This is a genomic window from Flavobacterium keumense (assembly GCF_029866485.1).
Lineage (GTDB): Bacteria > Bacteroidota > Bacteroidia > Flavobacteriales > Flavobacteriaceae > Flavobacterium > Flavobacterium keumense.
Genome location: NZ_CP092332.1, coordinates 1,542,966 through 1,568,597 on the forward strand (window position 1 = coordinate 1,542,966; position 25,632 = coordinate 1,568,597).

The 25,632-nt window shown below is 34.2% G+C and carries 35 protein-coding genes and 3 tRNA genes; 20 read left to right on the forward strand and 18 right to left on the reverse strand.

Translation table 11 applies throughout. The features are described 5' to 3' along the window. The first annotated feature begins 244 nt into the window (after window positions 1-244). From MG292_RS06855 to MG292_RS06870, 4 genes are all read left to right on the forward strand, one after another. A complete protein-coding gene (locus tag MG292_RS06855; RefSeq protein WP_264533454.1) occupies window positions 245-1,525 on the forward strand; it encodes a hypothetical protein in 1,281 nt (426 codons plus the stop codon). A 157-nt stretch (window positions 1,526-1,682) separates the two neighbouring features. Continuing rightward, window positions 1,683-1,979, forward strand: a complete 297-nt coding sequence (locus MG292_RS06860) for a hypothetical protein (protein WP_264533453.1) — start codon at window positions 1,683-1,685, stop codon at window positions 1,977-1,979. Window positions 1,980-2,160: 181 nt separating this feature from the next. Beyond that, complete coding sequence (locus MG292_RS06865) at window positions 2,161-2,577, forward strand: hypothetical protein (protein WP_264533452.1); 417 nt, start codon at window positions 2,161-2,163, stop codon at window positions 2,575-2,577. A gap of 817 nt (window positions 2,578-3,394) precedes the next feature. Next, on the forward strand, window positions 3,395-3,982 hold the full coding sequence (locus MG292_RS06870) for a hypothetical protein (RefSeq protein ID WP_264533451.1): 588 nt from the start codon (window positions 3,395-3,397) through the stop codon (window positions 3,980-3,982). A gap of 32 nt (window positions 3,983-4,014) precedes the next feature. On the opposite strand, the gene MG292_RS06875 is transcribed toward MG292_RS06870, so the two are convergent. Next, on the reverse strand, window positions 4,015-4,521 hold the full coding sequence (locus MG292_RS06875) for a hypothetical protein (protein ID WP_264533450.1): 507 nt from the start codon (window positions 4,519-4,521) through the stop codon (window positions 4,015-4,017). A 111-nt stretch (window positions 4,522-4,632) separates the two neighbouring features. Beyond that, window positions 4,633-4,929 (reverse strand): hypothetical protein, encoded by a 297-nt coding sequence (locus tag MG292_RS06880; RefSeq protein WP_264533449.1) that lies wholly within the window; start codon window positions 4,927-4,929, stop codon window positions 4,633-4,635. Window positions 4,930-5,187: 258 nt separating this feature from the next. Between MG292_RS06880 and MG292_RS06885 the strand changes: the two genes are divergently transcribed. The 10 genes from MG292_RS06885 (at window position 5,188) to MG292_RS06930 (ending at window position 9,932) form a co-directional block, all read left to right on the forward strand. Continuing rightward, entirely contained in the window at window positions 5,188-5,475 is a 288-nt protein-coding gene (locus tag MG292_RS06885; RefSeq protein ID WP_264533448.1) for a hypothetical protein, read from the forward strand. Between the two features lie 4 nt (window positions 5,476-5,479). Next, on the forward strand, window positions 5,480-6,124 hold the full coding sequence (locus tag MG292_RS06890; protein ID WP_264533447.1) for an antA/AntB antirepressor family protein: 645 nt from the start codon (window positions 5,480-5,482) through the stop codon (window positions 6,122-6,124). Window positions 6,125-6,183: 59 nt separating this feature from the next. Next, window positions 6,184-6,354, forward strand: coding sequence for a hypothetical protein (locus MG292_RS06895; protein WP_264533446.1), 171 nt, complete (start codon window positions 6,184-6,186; stop codon window positions 6,352-6,354). A gap of 5 nt (window positions 6,355-6,359) precedes the next feature. Continuing rightward, entirely contained in the window at window positions 6,360-6,530 is a 171-nt protein-coding gene (locus tag MG292_RS06900; RefSeq protein WP_264533445.1) for a hypothetical protein, read from the forward strand. Window positions 6,531-6,552: 22 nt separating this feature from the next. Further along, entirely contained in the window at window positions 6,553-8,052 is a 1,500-nt protein-coding gene (locus MG292_RS06905) for a leucine-rich repeat domain-containing protein (protein ID WP_264533444.1), read from the forward strand. A gap of 111 nt (window positions 8,053-8,163) precedes the next feature. Beyond that, a complete protein-coding gene (locus tag MG292_RS06910; protein WP_264533443.1) occupies window positions 8,164-8,292 on the forward strand; it encodes a hypothetical protein in 129 nt (42 codons plus the stop codon). Continuing rightward, window positions 8,289-8,705, forward strand: coding sequence for a hypothetical protein (locus MG292_RS06915; RefSeq protein ID WP_264533442.1), 417 nt, complete (start codon window positions 8,289-8,291; stop codon window positions 8,703-8,705). The genes MG292_RS06910 and MG292_RS06915 overlap by 4 nt, the downstream gene beginning before the upstream one ends. A gap of 13 nt (window positions 8,706-8,718) precedes the next feature. Next, entirely contained in the window at window positions 8,719-9,339 is a 621-nt protein-coding gene (locus tag MG292_RS06920) for a hypothetical protein (protein ID WP_264533441.1), read from the forward strand. Between the two features lie 3 nt (window positions 9,340-9,342). Continuing rightward, window positions 9,343-9,708, forward strand: coding sequence for a hypothetical protein (locus tag MG292_RS06925; protein WP_264533440.1), 366 nt, complete (start codon window positions 9,343-9,345; stop codon window positions 9,706-9,708). A 2-nt stretch (window positions 9,709-9,710) separates the two neighbouring features. Beyond that, complete coding sequence (locus MG292_RS06930) at window positions 9,711-9,932, forward strand: helix-turn-helix domain-containing protein (protein WP_264533439.1); 222 nt, start codon at window positions 9,711-9,713, stop codon at window positions 9,930-9,932. A 118-nt stretch (window positions 9,933-10,050) separates the two neighbouring features. Here MG292_RS06930 and MG292_RS06935 read toward each other — a convergent pair. The 3 genes from MG292_RS06935 to MG292_RS06945 form a co-directional block, all read right to left on the reverse strand. Further along, a tRNA-Leu gene (locus MG292_RS06935) sits at window positions 10,051-10,133 on the reverse strand. Window positions 10,134-10,174: 41 nt separating this feature from the next. Continuing rightward, window positions 10,175-10,247: transfer RNA gene (locus MG292_RS06940), tRNA-Lys, on the reverse strand. 33 nt (window positions 10,248-10,280) lie between these two features. Then, window positions 10,281-10,353: transfer RNA gene (locus tag MG292_RS06945), tRNA-Lys, on the reverse strand. A gap of 126 nt (window positions 10,354-10,479) precedes the next feature. Here MG292_RS06945 and MG292_RS06950 point away from each other — a divergent pair. Then, entirely contained in the window at window positions 10,480-10,998 is a 519-nt protein-coding gene (locus tag MG292_RS06950) for a shikimate kinase (protein ID WP_264533438.1), read from the forward strand. Here MG292_RS06950 and MG292_RS06955 read toward each other — a convergent pair. Beyond that, window positions 10,990-11,490: a phosphoribosyltransferase domain-containing protein gene (locus tag MG292_RS06955; RefSeq protein WP_264533437.1), complete on the reverse strand. Its 501-nt coding sequence runs from the start codon at window positions 11,488-11,490 to the stop codon at window positions 10,990-10,992. The two genes, MG292_RS06950 and MG292_RS06955, sit on opposite strands and share 9 nt — an antisense overlap. A gap of 59 nt (window positions 11,491-11,549) precedes the next feature. Then, window positions 11,550-11,945 (reverse strand): RNA-binding S4 domain-containing protein, encoded by a 396-nt coding sequence (locus MG292_RS06960; RefSeq protein WP_264533436.1) that lies wholly within the window; start codon window positions 11,943-11,945, stop codon window positions 11,550-11,552. A gap of 77 nt (window positions 11,946-12,022) precedes the next feature. Here MG292_RS06960 and bamM point away from each other — a divergent pair, with 77 nt between their 5' ends. Then, a complete protein-coding gene (gene bamM, locus MG292_RS06965) occupies window positions 12,023-13,033 on the forward strand; it encodes a BamM family beta-barrel-assembly machinery protein (RefSeq protein ID WP_264533435.1) in 1,011 nt (336 codons plus the stop codon). 70 nt (window positions 13,034-13,103) lie between these two features. Here the strand turns inward: bamM and MG292_RS06970 are convergent, their stop codons facing one another. From MG292_RS06970 to epsC, 8 genes are all read right to left on the reverse strand, one after another. Continuing rightward, window positions 13,104-14,057: a transketolase family protein gene (locus tag MG292_RS06970; protein WP_264533434.1), complete on the reverse strand. Its 954-nt coding sequence runs from the start codon at window positions 14,055-14,057 to the stop codon at window positions 13,104-13,106. A gap of 16 nt (window positions 14,058-14,073) precedes the next feature. Then, window positions 14,074-14,922, reverse strand: coding sequence for a transketolase (locus tag MG292_RS06975; protein WP_264534602.1), 849 nt, complete (start codon window positions 14,920-14,922; stop codon window positions 14,074-14,076). A 184-nt stretch (window positions 14,923-15,106) separates the two neighbouring features. Then, window positions 15,107-15,421, reverse strand: a complete 315-nt coding sequence (locus MG292_RS06980) for a rhodanese-like domain-containing protein (RefSeq protein WP_264533433.1) — start codon at window positions 15,419-15,421, stop codon at window positions 15,107-15,109. A gap of 5 nt (window positions 15,422-15,426) precedes the next feature. Further along, entirely contained in the window at window positions 15,427-15,705 is a 279-nt protein-coding gene (locus MG292_RS06985; protein ID WP_264533432.1) for a rhodanese-like domain-containing protein, read from the reverse strand. A gap of 9 nt (window positions 15,706-15,714) precedes the next feature. After that, a complete protein-coding gene (locus MG292_RS06990; RefSeq protein WP_264533431.1) occupies window positions 15,715-15,987 on the reverse strand; it encodes a heavy-metal-associated domain-containing protein in 273 nt (90 codons plus the stop codon). 118 nt (window positions 15,988-16,105) lie between these two features. Further along, on the reverse strand, window positions 16,106-16,789 hold the full coding sequence (locus tag MG292_RS06995) for an SGNH/GDSL hydrolase family protein (RefSeq protein WP_264533430.1): 684 nt from the start codon (window positions 16,787-16,789) through the stop codon (window positions 16,106-16,108). A gap of 46 nt (window positions 16,790-16,835) precedes the next feature. Beyond that, a complete protein-coding gene (cysM, locus tag MG292_RS07000; protein WP_264533429.1) occupies window positions 16,836-17,723 on the reverse strand; it encodes a cysteine synthase CysM in 888 nt (295 codons plus the stop codon). A 1-nt stretch (window position 17,724) separates the two neighbouring features. Then, a complete protein-coding gene (epsC, locus tag MG292_RS07005) occupies window positions 17,725-18,513 on the reverse strand; it encodes a serine O-acetyltransferase EpsC (RefSeq protein ID WP_280157843.1) in 789 nt (262 codons plus the stop codon). A 174-nt stretch (window positions 18,514-18,687) separates the two neighbouring features. Here epsC and MG292_RS07010 point away from each other — a divergent pair, with 174 nt between their 5' ends. Continuing rightward, the gene (locus MG292_RS07010; protein ID WP_264533427.1) at window positions 18,688-19,956 is read left to right on the forward strand and encodes an NRAMP family divalent metal transporter; all 1,269 of its coding nucleotides are present in this window, start codon (window positions 18,688-18,690) and stop codon (window positions 19,954-19,956) included. Window positions 19,957-19,960: 4 nt separating this feature from the next. Here MG292_RS07010 and MG292_RS07015 read toward each other — a convergent pair whose 3' ends face one another. Then, window positions 19,961-20,224, reverse strand: coding sequence for a DUF2752 domain-containing protein (locus MG292_RS07015; RefSeq protein ID WP_342032610.1), 264 nt, complete (start codon window positions 20,222-20,224; stop codon window positions 19,961-19,963). 119 nt (window positions 20,225-20,343) lie between these two features. On the opposite strand from MG292_RS07015, the gene MG292_RS07020 reads away from it, so the two are divergent. Next, window positions 20,344-20,532: a hypothetical protein gene (locus MG292_RS07020; protein WP_264533425.1), complete on the forward strand. Its 189-nt coding sequence runs from the start codon at window positions 20,344-20,346 to the stop codon at window positions 20,530-20,532. Further along, window positions 20,522-21,073, forward strand: coding sequence for a Smr/MutS family protein (locus tag MG292_RS07025; protein ID WP_264534601.1), 552 nt, complete (start codon window positions 20,522-20,524; stop codon window positions 21,071-21,073). The genes MG292_RS07020 and MG292_RS07025 overlap by 11 nt, the downstream gene beginning before the upstream one ends. Window positions 21,074-21,185: 112 nt before the next feature. Here the strand turns inward: MG292_RS07025 and MG292_RS07030 are convergent, their stop codons facing one another. Continuing rightward, window positions 21,186-22,148, reverse strand: coding sequence for a hypothetical protein (locus MG292_RS07030; protein ID WP_264533424.1), 963 nt, complete (start codon window positions 22,146-22,148; stop codon window positions 21,186-21,188). Between the two features lie 92 nt (window positions 22,149-22,240). On the opposite strand from MG292_RS07030, the gene MG292_RS07035 reads away from it, so the two are divergent. Then, complete coding sequence (locus tag MG292_RS07035) at window positions 22,241-23,365, forward strand: cysteine desulfurase family protein (RefSeq protein WP_264533423.1); 1,125 nt, start codon at window positions 22,241-22,243, stop codon at window positions 23,363-23,365. Here the strand turns inward: MG292_RS07035 and MG292_RS07040 are convergent. Next, the gene (locus MG292_RS07040) at window positions 23,351-25,621 is read right to left on the reverse strand and encodes a glycosyltransferase (protein ID WP_264533422.1); all 2,271 of its coding nucleotides are present in this window, start codon (window positions 25,619-25,621) and stop codon (window positions 23,351-23,353) included. The two genes, MG292_RS07035 and MG292_RS07040, sit on opposite strands and share 15 nt — an antisense overlap. Between the last annotated feature and the right edge of the window lie 11 nt (window positions 25,622-25,632).

Here is a 25,632-nt window from a genome sequence, read left to right on the forward strand (position 1 = left end):
TTAAGGTGTAAAGTTGTCGGGCGATGTGTGTCGCTCCTGATGATGATTGAAAACAATCGAAACAGCTATTATTTAATTTAATCTTATCACGCTATGAAACTAATAATCAGTACAACCGATCAAACTCACGAGAATATTCTTAATCAAAACATCCACCTTTATAAAAAAGGCGATAAAGTAGAAGTAAGAAATAATTTTTGTAAAAAAACACTAATTGTAAAATAAAAACTAATCTAATCAAATTATGAAAACAATCTTATCACACACGGAAAAAACAAAAATAACTAATTCATTAAGAGGTTGGGAGGGTAGAACTTCAACCGCTGAAACAGGCGAAGGCTGGGAAATTGTAACAATGAAAAGGGCAAGCGGTTTTATTACTTCAACGGCGCAGAAAGTTACATTTTTACCAAATGGTTGTATGACTTACTCGCTATTTTCTGATAAAAGAATTAATCTATTAAGCGAAAAAGCAAAAGCCACAGAAAGTAAAATAAAAGAGTTACACGCTAAGGCTTTGATTTTGTTTGATGCTCACCCCGAAGCGGTAGAGGTTAACGAAGCCGAGCCGTATAAAATTGAGATCGGGCAACGTGTTTTTCTTGATGGTTACGAAAAAGGGCAACGAGACGGGAACGCAATAATATATCGAATTGACTCGACAGACTGGGGAATTAATTATTTGACGGTCGATATTGATACTCTGAAACTTTCAACTGTTAGCCACATTAGAAACTACAAACAAAAATTTGGAATTGGAACGTATTACACCGAAGGCGACAAGTTCAAGGGATCAATTGACGAATTAAATAATTTTGTTATTGAAGCTAAAGAAAAAGAAGCTAAAGAAAACGAAAGGCTACAATCTAGCAAAATGTTAGAAGCTCAATTAAGAGCGGGGAAAATTGAAGAGGGTAAAAAATTGGTGACAATCCCAGCAGACGCAAAAACTGTTATTGTAGCCGATATGTACCAAGACAATAGCGACAGCCAAACGGACTATTTTAATACTTCGGTTGCGTTCTTTGTGGTACTTGCTTTTAGTTCAAACGATCGTAACAACATGCAGGAATTAAGAAAAGCCTGTTTAAATTACGAAGAAACAAAAGTTTTCGCCAATAATTCAGAATTTGAACACACTGGCGGACATAGTTATTTACCTAATTACTACATAGGTTCTTCTGATTGGAGCGGTTGGAAAGTAAACAAAAATAAATATACTATTAATTTAGAAACAGAAGCAGGGCGAGAGCTTGTTTATCTAGCAGCAGCAGAAGGGCGTTACTTCGTTCCCAACGTAGCCGAGCCAACAAAAAAACCTATTGGAAGCCTTAAAATTGGCGCTATTGAAATAGTTGACTATTCAGAAAAAGCAATCGCAGTAATAGGAGACACAAAACCAATAAAAGACCAATTAAAAGAACTGGGCGGGCGCTTTAATTTCCGCCTAAGTTGTGGGGCTGGTTGGGTGTTCCAAAAATCAAAACAAACAGAAATCGAAAAACTAATAGAGGGGCTTAAATAGTCCCTTAAATTTTAATATTATAGCAAATCACTGTTATAAACGGAAGCATTAAATTTTATACAATGCACAAAGGCTATTTAATTCAAAAGTCTTATTTCGGCTACACACGAGCCGAAGCAAAAAAAATATTTATTCAAGAACTTAAAACAATATAGTTATGAAAACAATAACACTACAAGGCGAATTTCAAAAATTTGAGAACCTTAACCAAGCAACGAGCAAATTTGACAAAAATAGACTCCCTTACGAAGTAGAAACGCGAATTTATGTGTTAGACACAGCAGATTTTGGAGAACAAGAAAAACATTATTCCGATTTAACAAATGAAGAATTCCAGTCTTTAGCCGAAGAACAAGGAAGAGTTTATACGTTAGAGGGTTTTCAAGAAGCGTTTAATTTAGGTGAGATTAACTCTTCTATTGATTTTATCCGATTTATTAACGTAAAAATTTAAAACTATGTTCACACTCGGATTATTGTCCAATTTCAAAGGCACAAAAAAAAGATTTCATTAAAGCTCTTGCTATTTGTTTAGTATTAGATGCTTGTATTGTGTTGGCGGTTCTCGCCTAACGTACCCGACCGAAAAAATTATTATATTTACAACTAATATTAATCTCAAAATCTTATCACAAATGAAAACATTTATCGTTCAAAAAGAAGTTGAAACAGGAAAAACCACAGAACAATACGATTCTGTTTATTTTGACAATTTAAAAGATGCGGAAATTTATTTTAACACAGAGTTGTCAAATCAAGAAAATTTAGCTGGAGAATATAATATAGGTGAATTTTCAGAGTATTACAAAGAAAGTTTAGTTATTACAGTTGTAGACGGGGAAGATATCGAAGATTTAAAATCTATTTCTGTTTATGAGGAAGGAATGAAAGATAAAAATAACTATAGAGGAAACTATGCTAATTGGTATTACTACACCGCAAAATTTAATGGCGCCGAGTTAGTTTACAATTTCTATGACAATAGGAAAGATTTGAATATTGAGTATTCAAACATAAAAAAAAGCGAATTAAACAAGTGGTTTAATTATTAAATCCACGTTCGGGCGTGTATAAATAGAAGATTAAGCCCGAAGCGTCCGCCCTTATTGTGGCGGGGTTCTGAACCTTTTAACGTGCCCGATTGAAAAAAAATACACAAAAAAATCATATTATGTTTGGTAATGTGTGTTTTTTATGTATTTTTGTTGCGAATTAAAACGATGCGGAAACTCGGATTAATTCCAAGTTTCTTAAAACGGTTTAATTTTCTTGACATAAAACCCCTAAGAAACCCTGATAGCTTCCGCATCGCTTGAAGGGTTTTTTTTATTGCCTTTATTTTAATTCAAGCTATATACTGAAGGGATTAAAAGTTTTGAAGCGGTATATTTCTAAGCGTTACTTCGGGGGTAATTAAACAAAGCGCAACTGTGACATAAAGGAAAGAGCAGTATGTTTAATAGGCAAGGTAATTTGTCTTAAAATAGATTCCACGCTTAACCACATTACTGATGAGTTAAGTAGTTCGATGGTCTGACGAAAACTTAGAGCAATTTAAACCAAGAACTAGATGCAACTGAAATAGTGATATTTTAGGGTATCTAATCACATCTAGTTCTTAAATCCTCCTCCTCCTTTAGCAATTTAAATTTCAATAAAAAAACCTCCAAAAAGGAGGTTTAATTTTTAAATGTTTAATTTTTAAAATTCAATAATGTCGTAAGTAGTTTTCATAATTTAGGTTTTTTTGATTACAATGCTAAAATAGTTAAAAAAAACAAATTGAGTGACTGTTATGATTAAAAATTATGTACTTTTGTTCGTACTTAAACATACAGATCATTTATTGTTTTATTAAAAATCAGCCCCATGTTTGACATTTTTGAAAATGCGTTAAAATCTCCTGCTGGAAGTTTTGCTTTTATTATATCAATTCTAGCTGTTTGCTTTATTGCTATTTGGAAAGTATCTCATTTTACAACAAAATTTAAGTCAGTAGAAAAACTTGAAGACTCTATTGATGGTATAAAAGAGAATATGCACTATGTAAAAGCATCGTTAAAAATGATTATAGATTCAAATAATCCGCTCGCTCAAAGAAATAGCCCTGTATCTATGACCAGAATAGGGGAGACTGTGGCCGAAGAGATTAGCCTTAACAATTTAATCATTAATCATTGGGATAATATTTACGCCCAGCTAACGAAAGTTTTAAGCAAAGAGTGTAATTCTTACGATATACAAGTTGAGAGCTTTAAAATAGGCGAGAAATACCAAGAATTTTTAAATAAAGATGAATTGAAAGAAGTAAAAAACCACGCCTTTAAGTCTGGATTCAATTTAGAAGTATATAACCTGCTATTTGGTATAGCAATAAGAGATAAGTATTTATCTATTAAAGGAATTGACAAGTCCGATATTGATCTTTACGACCCGATTAGCAAGTCTAATAAATAAAAAAACCCCGCTTTAATGTGGGGTTTTTTATTCTATCTTTCTTCAAATAATTCTATATAAGTAGAAATTGGATTGTCAGAAACTCTCTCCCAATTGTTAATTATAAATAAAATTCCAGGAGTTACCCTTCTGTCTTTAAAGAATCTATCCGCTGTAAAATACCCATAAAAATTTCCTTTAGCATCAACTAATTTTGGAGGGTATTTAGAGAATTTGTTAAATGGAGAATATTTTCCATATTCTCCGCCATACTCTCCGTGCTTATTTGTGATTGAGTTTTTACTAAACGGAGAGCCATAAGGGCTAGTGTAATCCCAAATAGATTCTTTATCAAATTTATCACAGTTAATACAACCTAGATAAACACTATAATCCTCGCCACCGTATATTAATATACGTTCTCCGTCAGTATGATAGGTTTTTCTGCGTTTTTTTCTTTCTCTATAGCTTTCGACTTCTCTAGCTTCTTCTCGGTATCTAAAGTCGTTTCGTTCTATTTGATTTATAGTTTCGCCAATATTAGCTTGAATTGGCCTCATTGTCGCTACTGCACTATTGCTATTCTGACAAAAAATAAGGGTGCTATAAAGTAAGCACGTAGATAAAATTATATTTCTCATTGTAGATTTAGGTTTAGACTGTTTTTAAATTTATTTAACAACTCTTACATCTATTGGTCCGCCATGAAATACGTGTCCGTCTCCAATTTCAGAAATATTTACATCTAATTCATCACTGGTGGATATACTAGAAATATTTACATCAATTGTCCCATCAGGATTAACAGGAACTAGTCCGTAATTTTTAGGAGGTGTTAAAGGAAGATTGTTGTTTTTTGAATCATTCGCGTAAGCTTTTGGAATAATTTCAAAATCTTTTAATGTATTAATAACTAAGCAAAAAGCAATAACAGTCAATACACTTTTTAAATAAATGTCTGGTTTCATAGGGTTATTTTTTATGATTACGTGGCTAAAATAATAAAAAAACAATAAAAACATTTTGCACAATTGGTTTTTTTGTATATTTGCCATGCAAGAATTACCAAAACGTATTGTTTTCAATACAAATTTATCGAAAAAAGAACGCTTTAATAAAGGCGTAGTTTAATCTCTCAATTCTTACCGTAGCAATACGTTAGGTGGTTCTTGCAGACCGAGAGGCGGCTACGCCCTCTTTTTATTTATTTAGTTAAATTTTTACAAATGCAAGAACCTGTAGAAACAACAACTAAAGCGGTACCAGGTACTGTTTCCGTTGCGGATGCTTCACGAAACGAAGCTATTGAAAGATTGAACAATTACTTTAATCAATCAATCACTACCCAAGAATTTGCGAAATACATACGCAAAGCTGTCTTTTCAATCCAAGAACTTCAATCATTAACTAAAAACGACCCTTGCACGTACGAAGACGACTTGCCAAGCGTGGTTTATTTTCTTAATGATTTTGTTGAAGTTTTAGACCCTTACTTGACCGAAGTTAAATTCTAACGCTATGGAGAATTTAATTAACATTACCACAAATGAACAAGGTTTAAGTGTGGTTAGTGCAAGAGAACTGCATTCTTTTTTGGACGTAAAAACTGAATTTAAAGATTGGATGCCAAGAATGTTAGAGTATGGCTTTGAGGAAGATAAAGACTTTAGCTCATTTTTGAGCAAAAGTACTGGAGGTCGTCCATCTAAAGAATTTGCCCTTACTATCGACACGGCTAAAGAAATAGCAATGATTCAACGCTCCGAAAAAGGCAAACAAGCCCGAACTTATTTTATCGAGTGCGAAAAAATAGCTAAATCAAAAGTAAAACCACTTACACAGGCTGAACAGCTTTATGAAAATGCTAAATTGTTATTAGAAATCGATCGTAAACAAAAAGAAACCGATAGACGTATAGACCTTTTAGAAGCAAAAACTCAAACACTTCATAACTATTTTACTATCGTTGGGTTTGCTAACTTAAACAACATCAATTGTGGCTTACAGCTAGCGTCAAAACTTGGAAGAATATGTAAAGCAGAAGCAAGAAGAGAGGGGTATATGCTCGAAACAATGCCCGACCCACGTTTCGGGGTCGTGAATTTGTACCCAGTTAAATTGCTTATCAAGATTTTTACTGAACAAAATCTTATTTCAAACTAATATCTAACCCTCGGGGCTGTCAATATTTTGGTAGCCCCTTTTTTTAATCCTATCACAAAATGGAAGAATTACTAATCCCGCTTATAGATGCGGAAATCCTGCATGATATTATACAGGAAGAAAAAAACGCTTTGCAAAAAGCAACGACCCCCGAACGTAAGAAAGCGCTAAAAAAACGCATTCACGAAGCCAGAGAAATGAATAAAAAATATCTAACCTTTTTAAACTAAGAATTATGGAAAAGACAATCGACTTTTATTATTGGTTCAAACACTTAGGCGGAGCAATTTGTCACATAGAAGTAACCGAAGTAAACCAAAGGCTAAACAACCCAGATTTTAAAGTTTCTACTTTAAAACAAAGAGCTGAAGAAATCAAAGAGAAATACAATTACAAATTTAATTAACCACCTATAAAAAAATCACATTATGAAAATCGAAAAAGGAATACTAGTATCAATTGAAGAAAAAGACATTAAAGACGGAGTGTTAACGCTTCCAAAAAAAGTAAAACAAATAGGCGATGAGTGTATCGTTAGATTTGAATCACTGGTTAAAGTAGTTGGGCATTCTGTCACTGCTATTGGAAACGACAATTTCTACGACTGCAACGCATTAACATCGGTGGAGTTCCCACTTGTCACTGCTATTGGAAACTACAATTTCCGCTACTGCAACGCATTAACATCGGTGGAGTTCCCACTTGTCACTACTATTGGAAACTACAATTTCTACGACTGCAACGCATTAACATCGGTGGAGTTCCCACTTGTCACTGCTATTGGAAACTACAATTTCCGCTACTGCAACGCATTAACATCGGTGGAGTTCCCACTTGTCACTACTATTGGAAACTACAATTTCTACGACTGCAACGCATTAACATCGGTGGAGTTCCCACTTGTCACTACTATTGGAAACTACAATTTCTACGACTGCAACGCATTAACATCGGTGGAGTTCCCACTTGTCACTACTATTGGAAACTACAATTTCTATGACTGCAACGCATTAACATCGGTGGAGTTCCCACTTGTCACTGCTATTGGAAACGACAATTTCTACGACTGCAACGCATTAACATCGGTGGAGTTCCCACTTGTCACTGCTATTGGAAACGACAATTTCTACGACTGCAACGCATTAACATCGGTGGAGTTCCCACTTGTCACTGCTATTGGAAACGACAATTTCTACGACTGCAACGCATTAACATCGGTGGAGTTCCCACTTGTCACTGCTATTGGAAACTACAATTTCCGCTACTGCAACGCATTAACATCGGTGGAGTTCCCACTTGTCACTGCTATTGGAAACTACAATTTCCGCTACTGCAACGCATTAACATCGGTGGAGTTCCCACTTGTCACTGCTATTGGAAACTACAATTTCCGCTACTGCAACGCATTAACATCGGTGGAGTTCCCACTTGTCACTGCTATTGGAAACTACAATTTCCGCTACTGCAACGCATTAACATCGGTGGAGTTTAAAAACAAAAAATTAAACGTTAAATCAGTTGATGGTTATTTATTTGTAGTTGAAAAATCAAAAACAACAAAAGGCATTCATATTCATACCGGATACAATCTATATTCTTTCGATAAAACCACAATAGAAAAGAAAGATTGTTTTTTAGCTGAAAAAGAAGGCTTTTTTGCCCATGGAGATACGATTAAAAAAGCTATCTCGGACGTTCAATTTAAATTGGTTGTTGAAAAAATAAAAAACGAGCCAATACTTCCAGATACTATTATTACAGTTATGTACTATCGAACAGTAACAGGAGCTTGTGAATTAGGTTGTAAAGATTTCATCGAGCGAAACTCCCTTGAAAAAGAAGAATACAGAGCGGATGAGCTATTGCCTATTTTAGAAAAAAACAATGCTTACGGATTAGATAGGTTTAAATCATTAATTAATTGGTAAAAAAAGACCCCGAAAGAATTTCTTCAATCGGGGTTTTTCTAATCTAACCCTATTACTAGGACTATCTTATCACGTAGCAAATGTATAAAAATAATATTAAATCCTAACATCATGAAACCTAAAAAAAACATACCGCCCCAAGAAACCATTTTCGAAATGGAGCATAGACTAAAAGAAGAAGCTAAAATATTAGCTAAAAAATTCAAAGATAAAAAACCAACTAAATTCGATTTGAAATGAAAAAAATCAAAAAAGTAATATTTGACGATAATACTGAGCTTGAGGTAGACGACCTAAAGCCACGTTCCGAATTTGAATCAGACGCAAAATATATGCGCCAATTTGAAGATATTGAAGAAACTTTGTTAGACTATATTTCTGACTTCAGAATTGAGCATTATGCAGAGTGGTTCTTAAATATGGTAAATGAAGATGATTGCGAATGTGATTGCGATCATAGCGATACAATTGATGATATTAACGATGATATTGTTGTTAGAGAAGCTATAGTTAGAATAACTGGAGCCAAATCACTTGATATTATTTCTGAAAGTTTAATAAAAAGATTTATAAAAATTGTTTTTATAGGCAATAAAGAAAAAATAGAAAAATACATCAGTCAGAAGGAAAAAGAATTAAAATTAAATTTCTAATAAAAAAAATAACATGAAAAACATACACGTATTATCAACGGACAAACCGAGTAGGTTACAATTACAAATGAATGGAAATTTTCATATAGAAAATGGACAAACTATTGCATTAAGAAATTATATTAACATCTACATTACTTCTAATAAAGAAATTAAAGAGGGAGATTATGGTTTAGTAGTAAATGAAATACTAAGTTATAACAAAATGATTGAATTATGGGGCGTAACACAAGGTTGGAAAATCATCCTAACAACAGACCAAGACTTAATCAAAGATGATGTACAAGCTATTGATGATGAGTTTTTAGAATGGTTTGTTAAGAATCCAAGTTGTGAGGGGATTGAGGTTAAACTTTTATTGTCTAATAACGGTAGAGCTTTTTATGGGTACAGAATAATTATTCCAAAAGAAGAACCTAAACAAGAAACGCTTGAAGAATACGATGCCGAATCTTATTTAGCAGGCATTAAATCTGATTTAGCTCAAGACTATTGGTGTAAACAACAAGAAAGAAGGTATAGTGAGGAGGATATGAATGAGTATGCAGATTACGTTCTTATGTGTTCTGCTGAAAAGACGTTTAAATTACCATTACCTCCTAAAGAATGGTTTAAACAATTTAAAAACAAATAAGATATGGAAAAAGAATTTATACCTTACGAACAAGCATTAGCTTTAAAAGAATTAGGATTTAATGAATATTGTTTGGGTAATTATAGATTACCGACTAATAGATTAATAACTGAATGGGAAATTAGAAATACACCTGAAAGTTGCTTAGGTATTTCCGCACCAACATTCTCACAAGCATTTAGATGGTTTAGAGATAAACATAGCTTATTTACTCAAGACTTTATAGATTTAGATAATAAATTTACTAAGAACATAGTTAAAGTTCTTAAAAATGGTCAAGATTTCTTTTATTTAGACTACTATAAAACCTACGAAGAAGCAGAACTTGAATGTTTAAAGAAACTAATAGAAATTGTAAAGAGCAAATAACAATGGCAAAAAGAACAACTATAATGCTTCAGTTTTCAAAATTCATGTTTAGGAAACGCATGGCAATGGGATTAACCCAGCGAGGTATCTCTAAAATTATATTTGGAACCGAAGCAAGGTGCGATTATATTTCGAGAATTGAAACAGGCAAAAAAGACATTAGCCTTAAAAGTATGGATGCTATTTTAGAAGCATTAAATTCTAATATAGAATTTATTGAATAACTTACTTTTATTAACAATTATTAACGATTTAATGCAAAGTAATGGGGAAATAGCGGGGAAAATTATTTACTTTTAACATATAAACCGCTATAAATAAGCGGTTTATGTTTTAAAAAAGTGACCACGGTGGGATTTGAACCCACACGCCCTTGCGAGCACCACCCCCTCAAGATGGCGAGTCTACCGTTTCTCCACGTGGCCTTAAAAAAGAAAAGGTCATTCGTATTACGAATAACCTTTTGTGACCCGACTGGGGCTCGAACCCAGGACCCCATCATTAAAAGTGATGTGCTCTACCAACTGAGCTATCGAGTCAATGATTCAAGAAATGAATAATTAATAATTTTGTGACCCGACTGGGGCTCGAACCCAGGACCCCATCATTAAAAGTGATGTGCTCTACCAACTGAGCTATCGAGTCATTTCATTTCTTGAATGCGGGTGCAAATATAAGGCCTTATTTTTAATATTTCAAAGGTATTTTATTATAAATTTGTCTTTTTTAATTAAAAGCCCTTAATCCCTTAATTTGTAAGGTTTTATTTCAATGAGAAAAATAATATTATTAGGATATATGGGCTGTGGCAAATCAACCATAGCCGAAAAACTTTCTAGTTTACTCCAAATTCCTTTCGTGGATTTAGATAGAGTTATTGAAATCGAAGCGAATATGACAATCAGTCAAATTTTCGAATCGTTTGGAGAAGTCTATTTCCGAAAATTAGAACACGATGTTTTTGTTGAATTGTTAGCTTCGTCTGATAAACAAATCATCGGTTTAGGAGGAGGTACTCCATGTTATGCTAATAATCATGAATTGTTAAAAGGGGAGGGGATTACGTCTATTTATTTGAAGGCTTCGGTGGCAACGCTTTTTAATAGATTGGCACACAATAAAAGCAAGCGTCCTATTGTAGCTAATAAATCAGACGAAGAATTACAAGAGTTTATCGCTAAGCATTTATTTGATCGCAGTTATTACTACAATCAAGCAGAATATAAAGTAATTGTCGATGGTAAAACAATTGATGAAACAGTTGCGGATATTATTTCAATATTAACTTAAATAAGCTAAACTTTGTCCGTTTTCGTCAAAAACAACACTCACGTGTTCTAACAGAGAAGTTGAGAGTGAAATGCCTTTAAAGTCAGCTTTAACTGGGTATTTCTTGTGATTACGATCGACTAAAACGGCCGTTTTAAATTTAGTTAAAGGAACATCCAAAAAATGACGAACCGCATAAATTAGCGTAGTTCCTGAATTCAATACATCGTCTACTAAAATTAATCCTTTGTTAGCATAGTCTTTTTGGGATAATGACGTTTGAATAACCGCTTCAGGATGTTGTTTGTTGATATTTACTTCGCATAGAGCAATTTTCAGTGCGGCAATTTCGTCTAAAGCAGTAGCTATTTTTTGAGCAAAAATGAATCCGTTGTGCGCAATTCCTGCAATTACAATTTCTTCTTCATCCACAAAAGTTTCATAGATTTGATAAGCAATACGTTTGATTTTATGCTCAATTTCTTGATGGGTTAAGATGATATTTTGGCTCATATTTTTTTTGTGAAAGGTACAATCTTTTTTTATTCGTTTTAATCCTGAAGTCTCAATTTTTACAAAAAGTCTTCTTCAAAGTCTTCTGGTATTTCATTGCCATACTCGTCAATATCTCTTCGGTCTTTTTTAGTAGGTCGTCCCGTTCCAGTTTTTCTGTAATAGTCTTTAGATAGTTTTAGTAACTCTAAATGTGCATAGGCTTCGGCAGGCGTGTCGTTTCGACGATAGATATCTACCAATTTAGCACCAACTCTGCTTTCAGGAATGTCTAACACGGTAATAATTTGTGTGATTTGGTCTTTTCTAAACGTAATTTTATCCGTTGGGAAAACCTCTCTGGACGGTTTGGCTATTTGTCCGTTTACGGTTACATGGTTCTTTTTGCAAGCCTCAGTAACCATGTTTCGTGTCTTATAATATCTTACACACCATAAATATTTGTCTATTCGCATAAATTTTCTAAAATCGAAGTTAAATAGTTTACAAAAATAAATCAATATTGTATCTTGCGCACTTAAAATTCGCCATAATGAACAAATTTAAATATTATTTTATTGTACTAGTTACAGTCCTTTCATTTTTTTCATGTTCTAAAAATAATACGGCTACTGTTGAGCCACTTAGAGATTATTCTGTCCAGTATACGGCTGATTTAGCTACTATTGAAGAATATCTAAAGACCTATTATATCACGGTTACTAATCATCCTGGATTTACAGACGATCAAGATATTGTATTTACTAAAATTCCATCTGGAGGTACGCAAGCTTCTGTTTGGTCTTATTTGAATAGTGCTACTTTTCCAAAATTATTAAGTAGAGATGTTAATTTTCATGGAATTACATATAAAATTTATTATTTAGTTTTACGAGAAGGTACAGGTGAAAAACCAACTAATGTAGATGCAGTTTTAGCTTCTTATAGAGGTGATTATTTAAATCAAGTTGCGGCTACTTCTACTGCTGCAGCCTATTTGGGTGTGACTAAATTTGAAGAATCAAAATATCCACAAAGTTTTTTTGGTCTTACTTCAACAATTACAGGTTGGTCAGAGATTTTTCCTTTGTTTAGAAAAGGAACTTATACTGCTAATGCAGATGGCACAGTTACATATACTAACTTTGGAGCAGGTGTAATGTTTATTCCTTCAGGTTTAGGTTATTATGCTTCAGGATCAGGTTCTATACCGGCTTATTGTCCTTTGGTTTTTAGTTTTAAATTATATGAAATTCAACGAACTGATTTAGATGAAGATGGTATTCCATCGTATTTAGAAGATTTGAATGGAGATGGATATATGTATGATTTTAGAAATACTATAAATTATCCAGTAACGCCTACCTCTAATCCGGATGATAGTGATGGTGATGGTATTCCTAATTTTTATGATGTTGATGATGATGGGGATAATTATACTACTAAGTTAGAGATAAAAGATGCTAATGGAGTATTGATACCTTTTGCTAGTATTCCTGATTGTAGTGGTAATACAACCAGTACAACAAGAGTTAAAAAGTATTTAGATAAAAACTGTCACTAATACAAAAGACTGTAAATAAAAAATCCCGATTTCAAAGAAATCGGGATTTTTTTATAGTGGAATACAAGTATTATTTTCTTTTGATTACTCTTTCTGCAGCGGCAACAATCGCTTGATTGTTTAGCTTGTATTTCTCCATTAATTGCTCAGGTGTTCCTGATTCTCCAAAACTATCGTTTACTGCAACAAATTCTTGTGGAGAAGGGTGGTGCAATGCTAATACTCTAGAAACACTTTCTCCTAAACCTCCTAAGATGTTGTGTTCTTCAGCAGTAACAATACATTTTGTTTTTGCCAATGATTTTAAAATCGCTTCTTCGTCCAATGGTTTAATCGTGTGAATGTTGATTACTTCGGCAGAAATACCTTTAGCTTCTAAAGCCTCAGCAGCAATCAAAGCTTCCCAAACTAAGTGTCCAGTTGCTACAATAGTAACATCAGTACCTTCATTTAATAGAATGGCTTTGCCAATAACAAATGGTTCGTCAGCTGGAGTAAAGTTAGGTACTACTGGTCGTCCAAAACGCAAGTAAGCTGGTCCGTGGTGATCAGCTAAAGCAATAGTAGCCGCTTTGGTTTGATTGTAATCACAAGTATTGATAACGGTCATTCCTGGTAACATTTTCATTAATCCAATGTCTTCTAGGATTTGGTGTGTAGCACCGTCTTCTCCAAGAGTCAATCCCGCGTGCGAAGCACAGATTTTAACATTTTTATCAGAATAAGCTACCGATTGACGGATTTGATCATAAACACGTCCTGTAGAAAAGTTAGCAAAAGTTCCTGTAAACGGAATTTTACCTCCAATAGTTAATCCTGCTGCAATTCCAATCATGTTAGCTTCAGCAATTCCAATTTGGAAAAAACGCTCTGGGTGATTTTTTTTGAATTCGTCAAATTTTAATGAGCCAATTAAGTCGGCACAAAGTGCTACTACATTTTCATTTTTTTGACCTAATTCAGTCATTCCCGCTCCGAAACCTGAACGAGTATCTTTACTTCCTGTATTTATATATTTTTTCATCTGTTGTATCGTGTTATTAGTAGTCTGCTAGCGTTGAAATATTTTGTGATAAAGCTTGTTCCAATTGTGAGTCATTTGGCGCTTTACCGTGCCAAGCATGACTGTACATCATGAAATCTACTCCATTACCCATTTCGGTATGCAATAACACACAAACTGGTTTTCCTTTTCCTGTTCTTGATTTTGCTTCGCTCATTCCTGCAAGGATGGCGTCGATGTTGTTTCCTTCTTTGATTTCTAAAACATCCCAATCAAATGCTTCAAACTTAGCTTTCAAGCTTCCCATACACAACACTTCGTCAGTAGTACCGTCAATTTGTTTTCCGTTAAGGTCAACAGTAGCAATAAGGTTGTCTATTTTTTTGGCAGAAGCATACATAATTGCTTCCCAGTTTTGACCTTCTTGCAATTCTCCGTCACCATGTAAAGTATAAACAAGATGATTGTCTTTATTTAATTTTTTAGCTTCGGCAGCTCCTATTGCAACAGATAAACCTTGTCCAAGAGAACCAGATGCCATACGCACTCCAGGTAATCCATCATGTGTAGTTGGGTGTCCTTGAAGTCTAGTGTTAATCAAGCGGAAGGTAGCCAATTCGGCTACTGGAAAATAACCACTTCTTGCTAATACACTATAAAAAACAGGCGAGATGTGTCCGTTTGAAAGGAAGAAAAGATCTTCTCCAATTCCGTCCATATCAAAACCTTCTTTGCGTTCCATGATTTTTTGGTAAAGGGCTACTAAAAATTCAGTACAGCCCAAAGAACCTCCAGGATGACCTGAGTTGACAGCGTGTACCATTCGAAGAATATCTCTTCTAACTTGGATAGTTAAATCGTTTAATTGTTGTGTGTTAGGCATTATTTGATGTTTGAAAGTTAAACAAATGCAAATGTAATTTTTATTTGGGGTTACTACAAACGTTTTTTGAATATTTCCTTTTGATTTATTAAGAAATAAGGGAAATTATCAACAAAAAAATAAATTCATTAAAAAAACAAAAAAGCCTTCTGGTAAGGAAGGCTATTTATGATGAGTTTTAGATGCGCTATAATTTGTTTTGAAGGCTTAACCATCCACCGCCATTATATACATTTTGATACCCGTTTGATTGTAAAATGCTTTTGGCAGAGGCACTTCTCATACCTGATGCACAACAGGTAATTATGGGTTTGTTTTTGTCTTTGAGTTGGCTAAGATGTGAACTCAAAACGTTTACGGGAATATTGATAGCCCCTTTGATGTGTCCTCCAGTAAACTCTGCTTTTGAACGTACGTCTAATATAATAGCATCTTGCTGTGCTAATTCAGAATAATTAACGCTTGGTCCAAAACCAAAAATCTTTTTTAAAGTAGTTATCATGAAATTTATTTTGATTGATAGTAATTTACGTCTAGCCAAGAACCACCATTGTAGCAATCAACTCCATGTTGTGAAAGAAAATGTTGCGCTTGTCCGCTTCTATTTCCCGAAGCACAACAAAGTACTAAAGGCATTGTTAATTCTTTTAACTCTTTTATTCTTTCTGGAATGGTTTGCAATGGGATGTTGATGGAATTAGCCACATGACTACCCATAAACTCTTCATAAGAGCGCACGTCTACAATGGTGCATTTATTTTCTTTAATAATGTTTTCTAAATTCATGTTTGTGTATTATAAATTATTGATTTTACCAATCATACAACTAGAATAACTTTTAAGTTTTAAAAGCAGACCGTTTTTTTCGGTAGCTTCAGGATATCCAAGGTCGTGTAATCGTTGTGTTATTGCTTCTCTAATTCCTTCTTTGTACATTACGGTTACAGAATCATTGTCGTTATCTACTTTTACTTCTTTAACACCGTCTAATTCAAAAAGCTCTTTTTTTATAGTGGTGGCACAGCCTCCACATTTAAGATTCGCGATTTTAATTTCTTCTGTTTTCATGGTATATGAATTTTATTCTGCAAATTTACAACAGCTACAATCGGTTTACAGTAACTTTTGTTACATAAGACTTTTATATACGACAAAAGGCAAGTTTTGCCTTGCCTTTTGATATGAATTACTTTTTGAGTGTCTTATGGATTACTTTTTCTAAAAGACTTTCCATGACTTGATACCCTTTTAAGTTGGGGTGTACGCCGTCATCAGCAAATTCTTTTGGCAAACCATTTTTGGCATCAGCCATAGCAGTATGATAATCAACATAAGGAATATGATGTTGATTGGCATACGAATGAATTAACTGATTCAATTGGATTATAGTTTCAGCAGCTTTATCATTGGGTCTCCAATAGAAATTACTGGCAGGCAAAACCGAACATAAAATTACTTTTATTTTGTTGGCTTTTGCCAATTCGACCATAGAAATGATATTTCCTAGAATTTTTTCATTTGTTGTGGGTCCTGTGTTTCCGGCAATGTCATTCACGCCTGCTAAAATAACCACTACATCGGGCTGTAAATTGATCACATCAGGTCTGAAACGAATGAGCATTTGAGGGGTAGTTTGACCGCTTATTCCTCGATCTATGTATGGTTTGTCTTTGAAGAACTCGGGATGGATTTGTAGCCAAAATTCGGTAATGGAATCTCCCATTAGAACTATTCTTTTTTCGCCAGATTTTTTAGTCGTAAATAAGGCGTTTTCATTTTCGTATTTAGCCAAATTAGCCCAGTCTTGAGCGATAGATTGTTCGGACATACCTAATAATAAAAAGAATGATATATAGAGAAGTGTTTTCATACAATTCTAGTTTTAGACAAGTAAAGATATGAAAATAGTGCTATTTTTAATCAAATAAATCAGAAGATAAATAACGATCTCCACGATCACAGATGATTGCTACAACTACTCCTGATTCTAATTGGTTGGCTATCTTTACAGCCGTAGCCACAGATCCTCCACTGCTCATTCCTGCAAAAATTCCTTCTTCTTTAGCTAGGCGTTTTGTCATTTCTCGGGCTTCTTGTTCGCTAACTTCCATAATAGTGTCCACTTTTGAAGCGTCAAAAATTTTAGGAAGGTATTCTTGAGGCCATTTTCGAATTCCTGGAATTTGAGAGCCGTCACTTGGTTGAGCGCCAATAATTTGAATATTTTTATTTTGTTCTTTTAAATAAGTTGAAGTACCAATGATCGTTCCTGTTGTTCCCATCGCCGAAACAAAATGAGTTACAGTTCCCTTAGTATCGTTCCAGATTTCTGGTCCTGTTGTTTTGTAATGCGCTTTCCAATTGTCTTCATTGGCAAATTGATTTAGCATGACATAACCTCCTTCGGCTATTTTTTGATCGGCATAATCACGTGAGCCAATGATTCCTGAACTGGCAGGAGTTTGGGTTACTTTGGCACCATAAGCAAGCATTGTTTGAGTGCGTTCTTTTGTCGAATCTGCAGGTAAAACCAATTCAATTTCGATGTCAAATAATTGGGCAATCATGGCCAAAGCTATTCCAGTGTTGCCACTAGTAGCTTCAATTAACTTGTCTCCTTTTTTGATATCTCCCCGCTCTATGGCAGAAGCAATCATATTATAAGCAGCGCGGTCTTTAACACTTCCTCCTGGATTGTTTCCTTCAAGTTTTAATAACAGTTTTACGTTAGGATTTTGAACTAAATTACGGCTAATTACTAAAGGCGTATTGCCAATTAATTCAATTAATTTTTTAGGTTCCATGTTATTTCTTCTCTTTTACTTTAACTTCGGTTGTAGTATTGGTTACTATAGAATTGGCTGGAATGGATTTGGTAACCCATGAATTCCCTCCAATAATACTATTTTTTCCAATGGTTGTTGTGCCTCCTAAAATGGTTGCATTGGCATAGATGCATACTTCCTCTTCCACTGTAGGATGCCTTTTAGAGTTTTTCATCTCTTTGGTAATGCTTAAGGCTCCAAGAGTAACGCCTTGGTATATTTTTACGTTTTTTTCAATAACAGTAGTCTCGCCAATTACAATTCCTGTGGCGTGATCAATAAAGAAAGGCGATGCAATTGTGGCGCCTGCATGAATATCTGTACCGGTAATACGATGAGCGTATTCACTCATTAAACGTGAAAATAGCAATAAATCTAAAAGATACAATTCGTGGCTCAAACGATAAATAGCTATGGCATAAAAGCCTGGGTAAGCCAAATACACTTCTTCAATGCTGTTGGATGCAGGGTCATTTTCTAAAATATAAGCTGCGTCTTTGTTTAATTTTTCTAATACTGAAGGAAGTTTCTCTAAAAAATTATCCCAAATGGAATCGCATAATTTGGTTGTTTTTTTACAAGCTATAGCTGAAATTTCTTTGAAGAGTACTTCAAGTTCGTCAATACTCTCGTCGAGCGATGCGCTTCCGTCAAACAAAGTATAGAATAGCTTTTCAGTAAAGGCTTCTGTTTTTGTTTTGATGCTATAATGTATTGAAAAATCACTTTTCAACACATTGATATTTTGGATAATCTGATTTTTTGTCACGATTATGAAATTGTTCGGTTAAATAAGTTGTAAAAGTAGGTGTTTTTTAGAAAATCGGCGAATAATTTTTTGGCGTTTGCGTGCTAATTTGTGAATTTATCGAAACTGTTTAAGTCTTGCATTTGGATATGATTTTAAATGCTTAAATTAGCTTGTCAATTAATTGAATTTAGAATGAACACAAAAACTAAAGTAATCAATAAACTCAATCGTTTTTGGAAACTTCTTGGCCCTGGTTTGATAACAGGGGCTAGTGACGATGATCCCTCTGGAATAGCTACTTATTCTCAGGCAGGAGCAGCTTACGGGTTGTCAACTTTATGGACAGGACTTTTGGCTTTTCCATTGATGGCAGCTATTCAGCAAATGTGTGCCAAAATAGGGTTAGTCACCTCTTTGGGATTGACAGGGGCATTGAAGAAAAATTATCCACGACCTGTTCTGTATTTGATGTTGCTGTTTAGTTTTCCTGCTATTGTGATGAATATTGGAGCTGATATTGCAGGAATGGGAGCAGTTGGAAATTTGTTGTTTCCGTCCATTGATGCAACTTTTTTTAGTGTGTTCTTTACGGTAGCATTGCTTGTTTTAATTATTTATCTACCGTATTTAAAGATAGCAGCTACTTTAAAATACTTATGTGTTGTATTGTTAGTGTATTTGGTAGTTCCCTTTTTGTATCATCAAGATTGGGGGCTAATTTTAAAGAATACATTTGTTCCGAATTTAGAATTTAATAAAGAGTTTATTGGGATTTTAGTAGGTATTTTAGGAACTACAATCTCCCCGTATCTTTTCTTTTGGCAGGCTACAATGGAGGTGGAAGAGATGAAACACAAAAAAAATCATTTGGTGGTCGATAAAAAAATCATTCATGATATGAGGCAGGATGTTGATTTTGGAATGACTTTTTCAGGTTTGGTAATGTATTTTATTATTTTAACCACAGGTACGGTTTTATATAATGGAGGGATTTATCAAATAGATACGGTGGAGCAAGCTGCTATAGCGTTACGACCTTTGGCAGGAGATTTGGCCTATTTGCTTTTTGCGATAGGGATTATTGGTACGGGTTTGTTGGCTATTCCTGTTTTAAGTGGTTCGTTGTCGTATATTATAACCGAAACGTTTGGTTGGGAACAAGGGTTGGATAAGAAGTTTCACGAAGCCAAAGCATTTTATGCAGTAATTGCGGTTTCTTTAGTTTTAGGTTTGTCGTTGAATTATGTTGGAATTTCTCCAGTTAAGGCATTGATTTACACAGCAATTTTATATGGACTAACTGCTCCAGTACTGATTGCTATTATTCTGCATATTTGTAATAATAAGGACGTGATGGGGCAATTTACAAATAGTAAACGGTCAAATGTTCTTGGCTTTTCAGCTTTGATACTAATGACAGCTGCAGCGGTAGCGTTGTTGTATCTTCAATTTGTGGCTTAATTGATTATAAAAAATGTTTGTAGTAATAACTTACAATCATAATACTGCCATTTAGAATAGCCAAAACAAGTAGTGCTTTTTTGTAATCTCTTTTTGAATCTGCAAAATGTAGTCCAATAAAAAGTATAAAAATAAGGCAAGAATAAATAGCAGGATACATCTTAAAAGCGGCTTCAAAATTGCCTTCTAAAACCAATAGAAAAGCACGTTGAAAACCACAGCCCAAACACTCTATTCCGAATAGTGTTTTGCTGATGCATGGGAGCATGTATTTTTCTAAATTCAAAGCAGTTTTGTTTTTACAATTTTACGAAAAAATACCAAACCTTTTTAAGAATAAATTTGATGCTATTTTAAATTGTTTACTTTTGAAAAACCAAATTTACAATGATGAAAAAAATTATGATTCCGATGATGCTTGTCGCTTTTTTGATTGCTTTTTACGAGCAGCAAAAAACGAATAGTAATGTCTATATCACGGTAGGAGCAATTGCAGTTTTTATGTATGGAATGATGCGATTGAGTGCTAAAACGCCAAGTAAAAATCAAGATAAAAACGAAGATGATGTTCAGTAAAGGAGATGAAGTTTCTGTTTTAGACGAAGCTGTAAATGGCGTGGTTTTATCTGTCAATGGTGAGCAGGTTACGATTGAATCTACAGATGGATTTGTGATGACATTTTTTGTCAATGAATTAATTAAGATAAACGAATCCAGTAACTTAATGAATTCTATTAAAAGTTTTAATTCAGGTGAAATAAAAAAAGAAAAAGAGATTCCAAAACCAAGAAGTTTTGTCAAAGAGCGTAAAGAAAAACGCGAAGTTGGCGTTCCGGAATTTGATTTGCACATCGAAAAATTGGTTCCTAATAAACGCGGAATGTCTAATTTTGATATTTTAACTTTGCAATCGGAAACGGCAAAAAGACATCTTGATTTTGCCATCCGAAATCGGATACCAAAGATCGTTTTTATCCATGGAGTTGGTGAAGGAGTTTTGAAAGCCGAGTTGGATTTTTTGTTAGGACGTTATGATAATATTTCGTTTCAAGATGCCAATTATCAAAAATACGGTTTGGGTGCAACCGAAGTTTATATTAAACAAAATAGCAAGTAAAAATCATTTATTTAAGGGGTGATTTTGAATAAAAAAAACGTCAGTATTTCGATTGAAAAATACTGACGTTTTTATGTTTTTTTAGTAGCTGAAAATCTGCTACAAAAAGGGTTTAATTCGTAGTGATTAAATCACCTAAAACATAGCTGTCTCCTAGAGTGAAATTATTGTTACCTTTGGCAAAAGTTACCTTCTTTAAAACAATATGGTGGGTATAGGTATTGAGTACATTTGTTGTGGTAACTTCAATAATCCCTTTCGTATTGGCAACGCCTGCATCTGCAATCCACTCTTGACTGATAGCAGGTACCGTTGGGGTAGTCGTGTTGCAAAAATAATTAGGTGTTATAACTCCATTAGTAAACAAACGGTAAACAAGTTTGTTAGTTGTAGTACCTAGTAATGCTGTTCTAGGTGTGTTTAGAGGTGTGATTTGATTCTGGATTAAGTTAGCATCAATATTGTCAAGCGTTACAGCCTCGCTACTATTATAATTATAAATTTGTTTTGATGTAGGGCATTGTTCTAAAGTTTCGTCAAAACCAAATACTAGAGGAGTTATATTTTGAATATAATCTCCAAAAGTGAAAGTTTCATATACTTGAGTGCCATTTTGTTTGGCAAAAGTAATGTTTTTAAATACTATATTGTAGTTGTAACCTGTAATTGAAGTGCGTCCCGTACTAGCATTTGTTGTTTTAATAGCTGTTGTGGTAATTTGAATTTTACCAGCAGTAGCAATCCATTCATCAGTAACGGTAGGAGAAGAAGGTGGAATGGTTTCACAAAACATACTGCTTGATATCGTTCCATTGTAAAAACGATACACTACACGATTAGTACTATTGATATCAATACTTATTGGGCTCCCGACAGGAGTTGGTTCATTAGTAAATGAACTGGCAGGAATTTGTAGCAGTAAAGCCTCTTGGCCTTTGATTTTGTAGATAACATTGTTAGAACTGCAACTTTGGGTAGTCACCGTATCAAAACTAATCACTTCTTGGGTTAAATTTCCGTCGTCACAGCTATTGAATATTAATGCTATAATTAGGCCGTATAATGCTCTTTTCATTATTCTTATATTTGGCTCAAAAATAATCAAAAAATCGATAATTAATTAGTAGTATTGGACTATTTGTGAAGATATTTCATAAATTTGCACTTATGAAAAAAGTATATTTAGACAACGCATCTACTACGGCAATCCGTCCAGAAGTGATTCAAGAAATTACTCGATTAATGACAGAAGATTATGGAAATCCTTCCTCAACGCATAGCTTCGGTCGAAACGCCAAAAATGTTTTGGAACTTTCAAGAAAATCAATTGCTAAGCAGTTGAATGTGGTGGGGTCTGAAATCTTTTTTACTTCTTCGGGGACTGAGGCTAACAACTGGATTTTACGTTCAGCAGTTCGAGATTTAGGAGTGAAGCGAATTATCACTACTAAAGTAGAACACCATGCAGTATTGTATCCTGCTTTGGCTTTACAAAAAGAATTTGGTGTCCAAGTTGATTTTGTAAATATAAAATCAGATGGTAGTCTTGATGTAACGCATTTCGTTGAATTATTATCGCAAGAGGTAACCACCTTAGTGAGTTTGATGCATGTAAATAATGAAGTAGGAGTGGTTTTGGATTTAGAACGAATAGCAACTATTTGCAAAGAATACAATGCTCTTTTTCATTCTGATACCGTGCAATCTGTTGGGAAGACCGAAATTGATTTGAAGGCATTGCCAATTGATTTTATCTCGGCAAGTGCTCATAAATTTCATGGCCCAAAAGGAATTGGTTTTGCTTTCATTCGTAAAAATTCGGGCTTACAACCTTTATTATTAGGTGGAGAACAAGAAAAAGGAATGCGAGGTGGTACTGAGCCCATCTATCAAGTTGCTGGAATGGCAAAAGCGTTAGAAATGGCTTATGCTAATCTAGATTCGGAAAGAGCTTATATTTCCGATTTAAAAAAATACTGCATTGGTCAATTGACTCAAGTATTTCCAGATTCAAAAGTTGTGGGTTCTGAAAATGCATTTTATAATATTATTAATGTTATTCTTCCTCTCTCAGACGAAAAAGCAGGAATGTTGTTATTTCATTTAGATATCAAAGGCATTGCGGTTTCTCGCGGTAGCGCGTGTCAATCTGGCAGCAGTAATCCATCTCACGTTTTGGCTGAGATTCTTTCTCCAGAAGAGTTGACTAAACCAAGTTTGCGTATTTCTTTCAGCCATTACAATACAAAAGAAGACATCGATTATTTAATTGAAGCTTTAAAAACGGCTTAGCTCTTCTTTTAAAATTGGAAAATTATTCATCAAATTATATTCGGAGTATTTTTCCATAATTAATCGGGCTTTGAAAAAACACAAAGTAGATTCAGCACCTTGGTTGATATTTACGTGTGTATCTTCTAGTCCGTCGTAAGATGCGCCATTTTCTGGATTGTACATAATTTGCTTTAAATGGTTGTTGCCTAAAAACCAAACAAAAGCCAATTGGAGTTGATCTTTATACTTTTTATTTTGTGTGATTTCGTAAAATAAATCCAAAGCAATAATGGTAGTGGCTACTTCAATAGGTTGTTCTCCATAGAAAAATCGTTCATTTTCTTTTTTAAACCAACCTCGGTTAGAAATTACCTTCAACTGTCCTTTCATAAAATAGTGGGATAATAAAAAGTCAAAGGTAATTAATGCGATTTTTTTGTACTTTGAATTTCCAGTTATCAGATAGCTATACATCATAGCTTCAGGAAGTACATTGTTAGCATAAGTCATATAATCTTCATACCAACACCAGTTTTCTTCGGAATGAATGTCGTAATGGTGTAGCAATTCATCTGCTAATTTTTCTATTTGAAGTTTACTGTTTTCATTTTTATAGGTTAGATAATAGTGATACAGTCCTTTTATGGCATAAGCAATTGCTCTGGGTGATTTGATGTTGTCAATTCGTTGAATAGCCTTGTCCCAACATTGAACTGCTCTACAAATCATTTCAAGTGGTAGAGTGTCTCGATGTGCGATTACCGTTCCTAAACTCCAAAGGGCTCTCCCGTTAGCATCCTCAAGATTAACTTCTCCGTTTTGCGGTGTCAATCGGCCTTCAAAATCTTTATAATTATTAAACCATCCATCTTCTTTTTGGATTCCTTCAACAAAATTGAGATAGGTATTGGCCAATTCTAAACAATTTTCATTAGGATACACTTTATTGTATAAAACCATATTGATTAAGGCTCTTGCGTTATCGTCTAGAGTATATCCTGAATCAGGATCGGGTTGGCTGAATTTTGAAAATTGTAGAATTCCATAATCGGTAGTTAATTTCTCAATGTGGTCTAATTTTATTGGAGGAAAAATAAATTTCAAATCGTCTTCTCGATTAGTCAATTGGTCAAATAGCAAACGATATTGAATGGCGATATTTTTCCAAGAGGTTGCACTAGAAGTTGCAAAAGCATTTTTGCCCATTGCAATACGCGTTTCGCTATCTTTTATCAATCGAAATATGGCATCTTGAAATTCGTTTGATTGATCAAATCCATTTAGTAGAATTCCGTTCTCGTGATGCAGTGCTTCTTTAGCATGTGGAATAGGAGTGGAAATTACGGCACAACCACAGCTCATGGCGTAAGCAAATGTTCCGCTGACGGCTTGGTTTGGGTCTTTAGACGAAAATAAATAAATCTCTGATAAAGTCAAATAGTCGAGTAATTCTTTCAGATCTAGGTATTCATTAACAAAGATTACATTGTTTTCTAGATTTTGTCTTTTGACGATTTCGATAAGAGAATCACGGTATTTTTCTCCTTCTCGACGAAGAATTTCGGGATGTGTTTTGCCAATAACTAAATACACCACTTCGGGATAACAGCTAACAATCTCAGGGAGGGCATATAAAACGGTTTCAATTCCTTTATTTTGACTAATGAGACCAAAGGTGGACATGACAATTCTATCTGAAAAATTGAATTTTTCTTTTAGTTTTTCTTTTTGTTCCCAGAGTACAGTATGATTTCCATGTGGAATGACCACTGTTTTAGAAGGAATTATGTCGTAATCACAAATCAATATGTTTTGTGAGTTTTTAGTAAGTACCACTATTCTGTCAGACAAATCACCAATGGCATGCACTACTTTTTTTCTTTTTTCATCAGGATAAGGTAAAACGGTATGAAATACAGTCACAATGGGCTTGTTTAATGCTAAAATAAATGACAAGATATGATCGCCGTATTCCCCGCTAAATAGCCCAAACTCATGTTGTATGCACACTAATCCAATGTCATTTCTAGCATTTATTTTTTCGGCTACCAATCGGTAATTGTCAACATTTGAAGTTGATAGGGTGTATTTTACTTCTTCGCTGTAGTCAAAATGCTGTCCTTCATTTTCTAATGCACACACTTCAATGGGTAGGGTGTCCCCAAAAACATTGATAACCGCCTCTACAATATCGTTCGAAAAAGTCGCTAATCCACACTCGCGAGACGGGTAAGAACTCACAAGTAACATTTTTATTCCAGTGTTCAGTTTCATAATTAGTTCGT